At 42.3% G+C, this 12267-nt stretch carries 13 protein-coding genes; 7 read left to right on the forward strand and 6 right to left on the reverse strand.

Going from position 1 to position 12267, the window contains the following annotated elements; all coding sequences use genetic code 11:
• Positions 1-171: 171 nt before the first annotated feature.
• A complete protein-coding gene (locus Q0625_RS00745) occupies positions 172-1095 on the reverse strand; it encodes a WYL domain-containing protein (RefSeq protein ID WP_298822993.1) in 924 nt (307 codons plus the stop codon).
• 47 nt (positions 1096-1142) lie between these two features.
• Here Q0625_RS00745 and Q0625_RS00750 point away from each other — a divergent pair, with 47 nt between their 5' ends.
• Positions 1143-1751 carry a SprT-like domain-containing protein gene (locus Q0625_RS00750; RefSeq protein WP_298822994.1) on the forward strand — a complete coding sequence of 203 codons (609 nt, stop codon included), beginning with the start codon at positions 1143-1145 and terminating at the stop codon, positions 1749-1751.
• Positions 1752-1761: 10 nt separating this feature from the next.
• Here the strand turns inward: Q0625_RS00750 and Q0625_RS00755 are convergent, their stop codons facing one another.
• Together Q0625_RS00755 and Q0625_RS00760 are read right to left on the reverse strand one after the other, a co-directional pair.
• Positions 1762-3528: an aminopeptidase P family protein gene (locus tag Q0625_RS00755; RefSeq protein WP_298822996.1), complete on the reverse strand. Its 1767-nt coding sequence runs from the start codon at positions 3526-3528 to the stop codon at positions 1762-1764.
• A 12-nt stretch (positions 3529-3540) separates the two neighbouring features.
• Positions 3541-4077, reverse strand: coding sequence for a Smr/MutS family protein (locus Q0625_RS00760; RefSeq protein WP_298822997.1), 537 nt, complete (start codon positions 4075-4077; stop codon positions 3541-3543).
• A 156-nt stretch (positions 4078-4233) separates the two neighbouring features.
• Here Q0625_RS00760 and Q0625_RS00765 point away from each other — a divergent pair, with 156 nt between their 5' ends.
• Positions 4234-5682, forward strand: coding sequence for a S41 family peptidase (locus tag Q0625_RS00765; RefSeq protein WP_298822999.1), 1449 nt, complete (start codon positions 4234-4236; stop codon positions 5680-5682).
• A gap of 11 nt (positions 5683-5693) precedes the next feature.
• Complete coding sequence (locus Q0625_RS00770) at positions 5694-6527, forward strand: 1,4-dihydroxy-2-naphthoyl-CoA synthase (RefSeq protein ID WP_298823019.1); 834 nt, start codon at positions 5694-5696, stop codon at positions 6525-6527.
• Here the strand turns inward: Q0625_RS00770 and hflX are convergent.
• From hflX to Q0625_RS00785, 3 genes are read right to left on the reverse strand one after another with little or no spacing between them, the layout of a single operon-like run.
• A complete protein-coding gene (gene hflX, locus Q0625_RS00775; RefSeq protein WP_298823000.1) occupies positions 6524-7741 on the reverse strand; it encodes a GTPase HflX in 1218 nt (405 codons plus the stop codon). The genes Q0625_RS00770 and hflX overlap by 4 nt on opposite strands.
• 22 nt (positions 7742-7763) lie before the next feature.
• A complete protein-coding gene (locus Q0625_RS00780) occupies positions 7764-8477 on the reverse strand; it encodes an SAM-dependent methyltransferase (RefSeq protein WP_298823001.1) in 714 nt (237 codons plus the stop codon).
• A gap of 2 nt (positions 8478-8479) precedes the next feature.
• A complete protein-coding gene (locus Q0625_RS00785; protein ID WP_298823002.1) occupies positions 8480-9145 on the reverse strand; it encodes an ElyC/SanA/YdcF family protein in 666 nt (221 codons plus the stop codon).
• Positions 9146-9279: 134 nt separating this feature from the next.
• On the opposite strand from Q0625_RS00785, the gene Q0625_RS00790 reads away from it, so the two are divergent.
• Genes Q0625_RS00790 through Q0625_RS00805 form a run of 4 tightly spaced genes read left to right on the forward strand, consistent with a single transcriptional unit; the run spans position 9280 to position 12260 of the window.
• Positions 9280-9540, forward strand: coding sequence for a thiamine-binding protein (locus tag Q0625_RS00790; protein ID WP_298823003.1), 261 nt, complete (start codon positions 9280-9282; stop codon positions 9538-9540).
• Positions 9524-10216 (forward strand): nicotinamide riboside transporter PnuC, encoded by a 693-nt coding sequence (gene pnuC, locus Q0625_RS00795; protein ID WP_298823004.1) that lies wholly within the window; start codon positions 9524-9526, stop codon positions 10214-10216. Before Q0625_RS00790 ends, pnuC begins: the two co-directional genes overlap by 17 nt.
• Entirely contained in the window at positions 10162-10710 is a 549-nt protein-coding gene (locus Q0625_RS00800; protein WP_298823005.1) for an ATP-binding protein, read from the forward strand. The genes pnuC and Q0625_RS00800 overlap by 55 nt, the downstream gene beginning before the upstream one ends.
• Positions 10707-12260, forward strand: a complete 1554-nt coding sequence (locus Q0625_RS00805; RefSeq protein ID WP_298823006.1) for a DUF4301 family protein — start codon at positions 10707-10709, stop codon at positions 12258-12260. Before Q0625_RS00800 ends, Q0625_RS00805 begins: the two co-directional genes overlap by 4 nt.
• Positions 12261-12267 lie beyond the last annotated feature (7 nt).

A 12267-nucleotide genomic window follows, 5' to 3' on the forward strand; every position in this document is an offset into this window, starting at 1 on the left:
TTTTCACTCTTCACTTTTCACTCTTCACTTTTCACTCTTCACTTTTCACTCTTCATTTTTCACTCTTCACTTTTCACTCTTCATTTTTCACTCTTCATTTTTCACTCTTCATTTTTCACTCTTCATTTTTCACTTTTCATTTTTCACTTTTCATTTTTCATTTTTCACTTTTCACTCTTCACTTTTCACTTTTTTGTTTCTCTTTACTGCCTCTTGCCAATATGTAATAAATTCCTCTCTTAGGTACTGTGGTTCTATGATGGTGAGTGACCAACTGCGCTTCATCAGCTCCATGATAAGGTCAAGGGTGGGCTTGATATACAGCTCAAAGGTAATTCGTGTTTTGGTGTTGCTCACTACTTTCTGAGAGGGATGTATAGGTGAGGCTTGTAGATAATGACCATCGCGATGGTCAAACTCCAAAACAAGTCGCTCGGCTGGTGCATCGGTAAACATCCCAAAGGCGTCGCGGTAAGGAGTTTCAAAATCAAGTTGCTTATTCGGGCGAAAGGTATCTCCCTCCTCTATCTCGTTAATACGCTCCAAGGCAAAGGACTTAAAAGGTATTTCAGGATGGGCTACATCTACAGCTAAGAGGTACCACTTATAATCCTTATGCTTAAGCCGGTAGGGCTGCACAGTATAGGTCTTGGTTTGCTCATCACGATAGTCGTAGTAGATAAGCTGTAACTCATGACAGGTCTCTATGGCACGCATACAATCAAGTAAGTGTTCTTCCCCTGTATTCCTGCGGGGTTCTGGAATGGCATATGAGGGAAGCAGACCATCCTTATTCTGAGCGGTCAGTAGTATATAAGCAGTCAAAAAGTCATCTATAAGCTCAATCCCATCCTCATTAAAGGAATAGCCATTTTCCTTATTGCGTGTTATCTCACAACCTTTATCCTCAAGCGATTCCCTATCTCGGCGAAATAACTGCTTATCATAGCGATATTTGCGTTCCTTATTATCTTCTCTTTCCTTGACATATTTGGACATCTCCTTAGCTATTTCTTGGAATTTGGGAAACTCTCCTTTCCTATTACAATTGCGAACATATCGCAGTAGGGCAAACTCTCTTATGATTTTCTCCATTGTTTTACTTGTATTACTGTTTTTTTTTTCTTATTTTTGCACTCATTATGGAAGAAATTTTATACAAATACTTACCTTCTGAGTCGGTAGTACCTTGTTTTGAGCTGATTAAGAACTTAGGCATCTACCTCAAGATCGTCAATGAGCGACAGAGTAGGCATGGGGATTACCAATGCCTGCCCAACGGACAGCATAAGATTACGATCAATGCCAATCTGAACAAATACCGCTTCCTGATGACCCTTATCCATGAGATCGCACACTTGGTAGCTATTGAGAAATATGGCAAGCAAATAAAGCCTCATGGCAACGAATGGAAAACTACCTACCAAGCCCTGATGAAGCCTTTCTTGCGACCTGAGATCTTCCCCGCTGAACTGCTCTCTTACCTTGTTATTCACTTCCAAAACCCTTCCGCCAGTAGTGATACCGATGTACACCTAACCTTGGCAATGCGACAATATGACAGTGGGGAGCGTGCCAAATATTATGTATTTGAACTCCCCACTGATAGTCTTTTCCGTACCGATGACGGACGTGTATTTCAAAAAGGTGATAAGAAGATCAAGCGCTACGAGTGCAAAGAACTCTCAACTGGCAAGCGCTTTGTTATTCAGCCACATGCCTTAGTGGAACTTGTCTCCCCGCTTACTTGACTCTTCCTAATTATATCGCCTTACATCTTTCCTTAAGCCATGCTTGTTGTTCCTTACCTACCAACGGGCTAAGGGTCTTCTCTACCCATTGGTTGTAGTTATTGAGCCATTGGCGTTCCTCTTCGGTAAGCATAGCTACTTCAATAGCACGGGTATCCAATGGGCAAAGGGTAAGGGTTTCCAAACGATAGAAATCGCCAAACTCATTGGAGCTGTGTTTCTGCACTGCTACGAGGTTTTCTATACGAATACCATAGCGACCTTCACAGTAGATACCTGGTTCATTGGAACAAACCATATGTTCGAGCATAGGCACATCTCTCATCTCCTTACGAATGCTCTGTGGCCCTTCGTGTACACATAGGTAGCTACCTACCCCATGACCTGTACCATGTCCAAAATCACGCTCATTCTTCCAGAGTATAGCACGGGTAATGGAATCGAGCTGTACCCCTCGAGTACCCGCAGGGAAGATGGTGGTACTTAGGGTAATCATCGCCTTCATCACAAGGGTATAATCCCGCTTGAAGTCTTCCGAGAAATCCCCAAGAGGAATCACACGGGTAATATCGGTAGTACCTTCTATATAGTGAGCACCGGAGTCTATCAGTACCGTTCCCTTGGCATGCATGGGCACCTCTGGATTAGTAGCGGCATGGTAATGCACAATGGCACCATTGCCTTCGTAGCCTATGATCTTACCAAAACTATTGGCCAAGAAGCCTTGTTCGGCACGGAACTTGTCCATAACATCTCCCAAAGAGTGTTCAGTAAGTGGAGTCTTTCCTATGTTATTTTCAAGCCAATAGAAGAAATTGACCAAGGCTACCCCATCTTTTACCATGGCTTTGCGGAAGCCTTCCAATTCGGTTTCGTTCTTAACCGCCTTGAGTAGTTGTACAGGAGAAGGTTCTATATGTAGGGTATTTTGTCCTCCTATCGTATTGTAGATAGATTGGTTAGCATCAGGAGAGAGAAGTATCTTTTCTCCTTTGAGTTTTTGTAATTCCTTAAAGTAATCATGATAATCCTTAAGCTCAATATGTTGTTCTTTAAGGTAGGCCTTTACCGAATCATCACACTGCTTAGCATCTACGAAAAGAGTGGCACTCTTAGGAGTGATACAAAGGTAAGCCAAAAAAACAGGATTGAAATTCACATCATTACCGCGGAGGTTGGTAATCCATGCAATATCATCAAGGGCAGTAACAAGGAAGTGAGTAACACCCTTTTTAGCCATAATATCTCTAAGGGTAGCCAACTTATCGGAAGTAGGACGTCCTGTATATTTCTCAGGACGTACATAGATCGGTTGTCTATCGTCCTTAGGGCGTTCTTTCCATATCTTCTCAATAAGCGGCTTATCTACCATAGTGATGTCCTTTTGCTTAAGGGTATCACTCAATAGGTTCCAAGTATTGTGAGGCGTACAAAGGCCATTGCAACCTACCTTTGCCCCTTGTGGAAGTTCGTCCAAGAGCCATTGTTGGCTAAGGGGAGCATCCTTGGTGCCTTCTATGAAGAAATCTACTCCTGTACCTGTAAGCTCGTTCTTAGCTTGTACTAAGTAGCGACCATCTGTCCATAATACAGCCTTGTCATGAGTGATGAATATATAGCCTGCTGAGCTATCAAAACTGGAAATCCATTTTCTTTCCTCCCAATAAGGGGTGAAATACTCACTCATGTGAGGGTCTGCATTGAAAACCACAAAAGCATCCAAACCATTGGCTTTCATCTCATTACGAAGTAATGATAATTTTTCTTTTGTTGTCATTATCTTTATATTTTAAAATATGTTTTGCAAAAATACTTCAGTCGCACCCATACCATAGCGCATATAGTCGGCATCCTGATAGCTTAGGTCATAGCGGGAAAAAAGAGTCTCTAACTCGGCCTTAAGTACGCCCTCCCCTACTCCATGTATAAAGACAATACTGGGGACACCCTTCTCTATGGCATATTCTATACAGCGTTGGGCTTCCTCCAATTGAGTATTGAGCATATCAAAATTGGTCATTCCTCGGGTATGAGTAACCAATTTCTCTATATGCAGGTCTATCTCCATGTGATGGGCAGCCTTTTTTCTCGCCTTTTGCCCTCTTGGTGGAGTGTTCTTATTCTTTTTTTCATCCTTAGGCTCTACATACATGGCTCTATGATAGGGAATAAGAGTATTGGGGTTTGTCTTGACCAATTCTGAAGGGGCAAAAGTAAGACTAATCCCCTCGATGGTCTCTATACACACCCCCTTGGGAGTAATTTTGGTAACTACCCCTGAGATGAGTTCGTCTATCACTTCTACACTGTCCCCTACTGAAAACATGTTTGTTATGTGTTTTGATGTGCAAAGATACGAATTTAATAGCTAATTATCAATGATTCATAGTTATTTTTTTACCTCCCAAAATAGAATTTCACTTTTCTTTTTAAAGGAAAATCCGTACCTTTGCAGCAACTTTATACACGAACTAAATAACTTATGATTAAAAAACTTTCTTTACTACTTATACTCTCCTTATGCTTACCCTCTTGCAGCAAAGAATCAATAGAAAAGCAATTAGAGGAGGCTACCCAAAAGGCTGAGGCTGAAGACCCCTTATATAGCACCAAAGATTTTATTTGGAAAGGACTCAACCAATACTACTTGTGGCAAGAAGAAATAAATGACCTCTCTGACACTCGCTTTGAGAAATCGTTAGGTTACACCAATGCTACAAGTAAGCGTTATGTAAGCTATCTTAAGAACTTTAGCACTCCCGAAGTGCTTTTCAAGTACTTGCTTTCTCCCGAAGACAGATTTAGCTTTATCGTAAAGGATATAGATCAGTTAGAAGACTCCTTCCAAGGGATCTCTCTAAGTACAGGTATGGATTATGCCTTAGCCCAAATAGAAACAGGTGAGATTGTAGGCTATGTACGCTATGTGTTCCCTAACTCCGATGCCGAAAAACAAGGGGTAAAGCGGGGCGATTTCTTTTTCTCGGTAGATGGGCAACGACTCTCCACAACCAATTATCAGCAACTGCTCTTTAATCAAAAAACTGCCCTGACCTTTGGCTTCTGCAAGGTAGAGAATAAGCAATTGGTGCCTACCGAGAGCAAGACACTTTCCCAACTTCCCCTTCAGGAAGATCCTATACTGCTACACAAGACACTAAGCCGCAGTGGCAAGAAGATTGGCTACCTTGTGTATAACTCCTTTGTGAGTAAGTACGACAAGGAGCTAAATGAGGTTTTTGCCCAATTTAAGTCCGATGGTATAAGCGACTTAGTACTTGACCTTCGCTATAACAGTGGAGGCAGTGTACAAACGGCTATCTATTTGGCGAGTATGATCAAGGGTACTGATACCCAAAAGATCTTTGTAAAACAAACTTCTAATAAGAAAATGGCCAACTATTGGAAGCGTGAATACAACTTTGAAAACAATATATCGGGTACTCCTATCAACAGCCTTGACCTCCCCAAAGTATATATACTCACCTCCAAGCATACTGCTTCTGCTTCGGAGCTGATTATCAATGGACTGAAACCTTACCTGACTGTCATACAGATTGGGGATAAGACGGTGGGGAAAAACCTTGCTTCTATCACACTAAAGGACAAGACCCAAGGCAGTAAGTGGGCGATGCAACCTATCGTACTCCGCTCGGAGAATGCTAATGGTTTTGGACATTATGAATCAGGCATAGTACCTGATTTCGAAATCAAAGAAGATGTCAGCAATTTAGGTACTTTAGGCGATGAGAATGAACCTCTTTTGGCTAAGGCCTTGGAACTCATCACAGGTATGCCTCAGCAGAATGCTTCCCTAAGACAACAAGGGTTTAGGCGTGTAGCCAATAGGCTTTCCTTAGAAGAGTTTGACCACTGCCGAAGCCTATCCCCTACTAATAATCGTATGTATATAGATAATCCTACTGAATAATGAATACAGAAATTCCTTGGCAAACCGCCAAACAATACGAAGATATTACCTACAAGAAGTGTAATGGAGTCGCTCGTATTGCCTTTAACCGCCCTGAGGTAAGAAATGCTTTCCGTCCTCGTACTACCTCCGAACTTATTGATGCGCTGAGAGATGCTACCGAAGATACCTCTATCGGTTGCGTACTCATCTCCGCCGAAGGCCCTTCTCCCAAAGATGGGGTATGGTCATTCTGTAGTGGGGGTGACCAGCGCGTACGTGGCAAGCAGGGCTATGTAGGTGATGATGGTGCCCATAGGCTCAATATCCTAGAAGCCCAACGCCTCATTCGCTTTATGCCCAAGGTAGTCATCGCTGTAGTACCTGGCTGGGCAGTGGGGGGTGGTCATAGCTTACATGTGGTATGTGACATGACCTTAGCAAGCCGAGAACATGCTATCTTCAAGCAAACCGATACCGATGTAGCTAGCTTTGATGCAGGCTATGGATCGGCTTATCTAGCGAAAATGGTGGGACAGAAAAAAGCAAGAGAAATCTTCTTCTTAGGACGTAACTACTCTGCCCAAGAGGCCTTTGAGATGGGTATGGTCAATGCCGTAATCCCTCACGAAGAGCTAGAAAGCACTGCTTATGAGTGGGCACAAGAGATTCTTCGTAAGTCCCCTACTGCTATCAAAATGGCCAAATACGCCATGAACCTCACTGATGATGGTATGGTAGGTCAGCAGATATTCGCAGGGGAAGCCACTCGCTTGGCTTATATGACCGACGAAGCTAAGGAAGGGCGCGATGCCTTCCTTGAGAAACGTAAGCCTAATTTTGAGAAAAAGTGGATTCCTAATTAGGATTCCTCCTCTATTTCTACCTCTGGATATAAGAAATTGTTGTAAGGGAAACGCGTAATGTGTATTTCCCTTACTTTTTTGTATACTTTCTCCCTGAACTCTTGTATATTTTCCTTATTGATAGCTGAGATAAAGATAGCATCCCCATTCATTCGGCTCATCCATGTTTGTTTCCACTCCTCAAGGGTAAAGTGTCGGGAGGTTTTCTCGGTCATGAGGTCATCTTCGGCTATGGTTTGGTGGGTATAAGCATCTATCTTATTGAAGACCATAATAGTAGGCTTATTGATACTTTGGATTTCACCTAATATCTGGTTCACTGAAGCAATATGATCCTCAAAATTAGGGTGAGAGATATCCACCACATGTAGCAGTAGGTCAGCATCCCTCACCTCGTCCAAGGTACTTTTGAACGACTCAATAAGCTGAGTAGGGAGCTTGCGGATAAAGCCTACTGTATCACTTAGCAGAAAGGGTAAGTTACCAATAACCACTTTGCGCACTGTGGTATCCAAGGTAGCAAAGAGCTTGTTTTCAGCAAAGACCTCACTCTTACTAATAAGGTTCATTAGAGTTGATTTCCCCACATTGGTATAACCAATAAGTGCCATCCTTACCAAGGCACCACGATTGCTACGCTGGGTAGCCATTTGCCTATCTATGGTTTCTAACTTCTTCTTTAGTAGCGCAATACGGTCACGAACAATACGTCGGTCGGTCTCTATCTCCGTCTCCCCAGGACCACGCATCCCGATCCCTCCACGCTGGCGTTCCAAGTGTGTCCAAAGTCCCGTAAGGCGAGGCAAAAGGTACTGATACTGAGCTAGCTCCACCTGTGTACGGGCATAGCTGGTTTGGGCACGCTGGGCAAAGATATCCAAAATCAGTGTCGTCCTATCCAATATCTTGATCCTTAAGATTTTTTCTATATTGTTCTGTTGAGCGGGTGTTAGCTCATCGTCAAAGATAACGGTACCTATCTCGTTTTCCTCTACAAATTGGGTAAGTTCTTCCATCTTCCCTGTTCCAATAAAGGTCTTAGGATTAGGGGTATCAAGGCGTTGGGTAAAGCGCTTAATCACCTCTCCCCCAGCCGTGTATGTCAAGAACTCCAGTTCGTCCAAATATTCGTGAGCTTTTTCTTCGTTTTGAGTAGCGGTAATCACCCCTACCAATACCACCTTTTCATAGTCTAAATTTTTCTTTTCAAGCATGTTGAAAGTTTTGATTTTTGAGTTATAACAAAATAAAAATCGTTGGTTGTTTGTCTAATTGTAGCCCCTTGCGCTTATGCTTCCATTCAGCTATCATATAGGTATGTATGGACTCCTTTGATAGGGTTACATTGGTAGCCACGCATAGGGAAGTCTGTGGGGAAAGCAGTTGTAACATCTCCTCAAATAGTGCCTCATTGCGATAGGGCGTTTCTATAAAGAGCTGGGACTGTCGTTCCTCTTTAGCTCTCTTTTCCAAGCGCTTAAGGGCTGCTTTACGCTCACTCTTATCAATAGGCAGGTAGCCATTGAAGGCAAAGGATTGCCCATTCAGCCCACTTGCCATAAGAGAAAGCAGCAGGGAGGAAGGTCCTACTAGGGGTACCACTCGTATACCCTTTCGGTGTGCCAAGCGTACAACGTCGCTACCTGGATCAGCTATAGCTGGACAACCTGCATCAGAGATAATCCCCATAGGCAAGCCTGCCAAACAAGGTGATAAGAAACTTTGCTTATCCTCCTCTGGGGTATGTTTGTTCAGCACAAAAAGCTCCAACTCCGATTGGGGATGCTCGGGAGCTATCTGCTTGATAAAGTGTCGGGCGTTCTTGGCGTTCTCCACGATAAAGTGCTTACAGAGAAGCACCACTTCTCTCACATGAGCAGGCAAGACCTGTGCCACCTCACTCTCTCCTAATAGATTGGGAATCAAGTACAAATTTCCTATCTCCGGCATAACTAATGTATTTCTATTTTCTCACCTAAGAACTTGGGCTTCACTCCAAAAGTCAAGTCCCAAAAGACTTTCACGCGGGCAAAGTACTCCCTTACTCTGGTTTTAAAGCCTGAATACTTATCTACATCCCTAGCACAAAAACCAATGGCATTGATTCCATACTTCTGAGCTAAATAGATCGCCCTTTGGTTGTGAAAGGCTTGAGAGACAACAGTCAGTTCCGTAAGGGAGAATATCTCTTTGGCTCTTATTACCGAATCTAGCGTACGGAAGCCTGCATAATCCAAGTAAATCTTATCCGAAGGTATCCCTTGGGCTACCAAAGCCTCTTTCATATCGGTAGGTTCATCGTAGCCTTTTCGACTATTATCCCCACTGATGAGAATAAAATCCACTTTCTTGGCTTTGAAAAGAGCTGCAGCAGCCTCCACTCTATATTGGAAATATAAGTTAGGCTGACCGTTCTTAAGTGTTTTGCTAGTGCCCAAGAGTAAAGCCACTTCGCGCTTGGGAATACTATCAAGTTCCGTATAGAGCTTATCCACACTAGCCTTACGTATAGTACTATCGGCATTGTGGATCACCACAGTTGCCATTAGAAGAAGGAAAAGCAGGAAGAACATACTTTTCTTAAGAAACTGCCGGGAAACACTTATTTTTCTTGCCATTACTTTTGCGATTACTGTTACAGCAGGCAAAGTTACTACTATTTGTAGTTTTATCAAAAAATATATTCAAAAAATGTGCATTATTTCCTTTTTTTTTAGTATATTTGCTATCCGAAAACAAAAGTATTTTTACAATGAAAGTATCTGTAGAACTTACCCTTAGTCCGCTCCAAGACGAATTTGAAGCCCCCATTATTCACTTTATTAAGAAGCTCCGCACCTCTGGACTTATTGTGTATGAAAACCCACTAAGCACCCAGATATATGGAGAATACGACCGAGTGATGGAAGTACTTACCAATGAAGTGAAAGAGGTATTTGAGCTTTTGGAAAGAGGGCTTATTTACATAAAAATAGTAAAATCCGACCGACACGATTATGAACCACATTTTTGAGTGGATTTTTTCCCAATATAAGGATACGCCTACACACTTATTAGTCATAGAATTATTAGGGGTATTCTTCGGTCTTGTCAGTGTACTTTTTTCCAAAAAAAGGAATATATGGGTCTATCCCACAGGCATCATCAGTACGGTACTTTTTGTATATCTGCTGTGGATAGGAAGGCTCTTTGGCGATATGCTCATCAATGCTTACTATACAATTATGAGTGTATATGGCTGGGTACTTTGGGCTAAGAATAGTAAGGATAGCGTACATGTGGAAATCTCCCAAATGACAGCTTCCGATACCAAGACCACCCTATGGCTCGCCCTTTTCAGTTGGCTTTTTGTAATATTTGTCTATTACTTTAAGCCCTATGTCAATAATGATTTTTCTATGGAAGGGACAGAACTGGGATTGAAATATTTTATATGGACAGACTGGGTCGATGCCACTACCACCGCCATTTTCTTAGTAGGAATGTGGCTCATGGCAAGGCGTAAGATAGAAAATTGGCTTTTCTGGATTATAGGCGATGCCATTTCTATTCCCCTATATACCTATAAGGGATTCCTTTTTACTGCCCTACAATATGCCATTTTTACCCTTATTGCTATCTTAGCTTATATAGAATGGAAAAAGATCTTATACAGCAACCGAGCCTCTGCAAACGCATCGCTTTCGTAGGACCTGAATCCACAGGCAAGACGACTCTTAGCGAACGCATGGCCTTCCTACACCATACCGAATGGGTTAGGGAGTATATGCGCCTTTACTTACAAGAGAAATGGGATAAGCAGTGCGCTGTATGTACTTGGGAGGACTTGCTCCCTATTGCCAAAGGACAAGTTCGCTTGGAGAATGAGGCGCTTTCCAAAGCAAAACAGTACCTCTTCTGTGATACTTGCCTCTTGGAATTGGTCATTTACTCCTATATATATTACGGAAAATGTGAGCCTATAATAGAGCAGCATGCCTTAAGTCACAAGTACGACCATATTTTCCTTACCTATATAGATACTCCTTGGGTGGCCGATGATCTTAGAGACAAACCCCATGAGCGTGAGGAGGTTTTTGCCTTCTTCAAGGACTTTTTAGAAAAAAAATCTATTCCTTTTCACTTGTTGAAAGGAAATCTAGATGATAGAGTTGAACAAATTAACCAAAAGCTAAAACGATGAAAGAATTAACCGAGTACGACCAGCTTCTCTTAGGAGAAAAAGGCATCAAGGTCAGCAAGTTACAAGAACAAGTAGCGATTTTCCTCGCAGGAGTTCCACCTGTGAACTTAGTAGCACCTGCTCATGTGGGTAGTGGTATCCTCTCTTTCTCCCGAGAAGATGCCATACAATATGTAGCCACTTACCAGAAAAAGAAAAACAGCTTGGACATACTCAAGTTTGTCCCTGCTTCTGGTTCCGCTACACGTATGTTTCAGTTCCTTTCAGCCTTTGAGAGTGATTTTGACCCTAAAAAGCAGACTTTTAAGGAGTATATCAAAGAAAGTGGCAATGCAAATGCAGAAATTTTCTTCCAATACCTGCCTCAATTTGCTTTCTACGACTCCTTACAAAAGTATATAGAGCAGCACAAAGCCTTCGAAGGTCTCAATGAAGATGAGCAGAAACTCCGTATCGCTCATATCCTTCTCAAGGAAGAACCTTTTAACTACAAAAACAAACCCAAGGGACTTTTTCCTTTCCACAAATATGGCGAAAAGGTAGTTACCGCCTTTGAAGAACACTTCAGAGAGGCTTTTCTCTATGCCGCTCAGGGGGAGGTGGTTAATATCCACTTTACCATTGGGAAGGAATATAGCACCCTATTCCTTAATCAATTAGCCGAAATACGCCCCAACTTAGAAAAGCAGTATGGGGTACACTTTGAGGTAGGTTTCTCCCACCAAAGTGAGAGTACTGATACGGTAGCTCTTACTCTAGAAAATGAATTTTTCCGAGATGAGAACAACCAATTGCTCTTCCGTCCTGCTGGGCATGGTGCTTTGCTCAAAAACCTCAACGAACTGAATGCCGACATCATCTTTATCAAGAATATTGATAATGTAGTGGTAGAATCCTATGCTGATGAGGCTATTTTTTACAAAGAGGTATTGGCTGGAAAACTGGAAGATACCCGCTCCAAAGTACATAAGATTCTACAAAAAATACAAAAGGAAAAACTCAAGAAAAAAGAACTTCCTGAAATCCTCAAGTTCCTCCCTGAGCTCAATATCAAGGTACCTTCCTATGTACATAAGTTTGCCAAGCGCTATATGATAGAATACATCTATCAAGCACTAAACCGCCCTATACGTGTGTGTGGTATGGTAAAGAACGAAGGTGAAATAGGGGGTGGCCCTTTCTGGATAAAAGACACCGATGGCAATGAATCCTTACAAATCATTGAAATGGCACAGATAGACAAGGATAATCCACAACAGTGGGAACGCCTTCAGTCCTCTACCCACTTCAATCCTGTAGATATTGTCTGCTGTATCAAGAACTACAAGGGCGAGGTATTCGACTTAGAGGAATTCCAAGACAAGAAACTCAGCTTTATTACTGAAAAATCCTATAACGGACGTCCTCTCAAGGCATTAGAACTCCCTGGCTTGTGGAATGGTGGCATGGCAGGCTGGATCAGTATCTTTGTGGAAGTACCACAGATTACTTTCAACCCTGTGAAATCAGTTAATGACTTACTTAAGAAAAACCACCAAGGAAGTTATTAGTGAATAA

The sequence above is a fragment of the uncultured Capnocytophaga sp. genome (assembly GCF_938029845.1).
Taxonomy (GTDB): Bacteria; Bacteroidota; Bacteroidia; order Flavobacteriales; family Flavobacteriaceae; genus Capnocytophaga.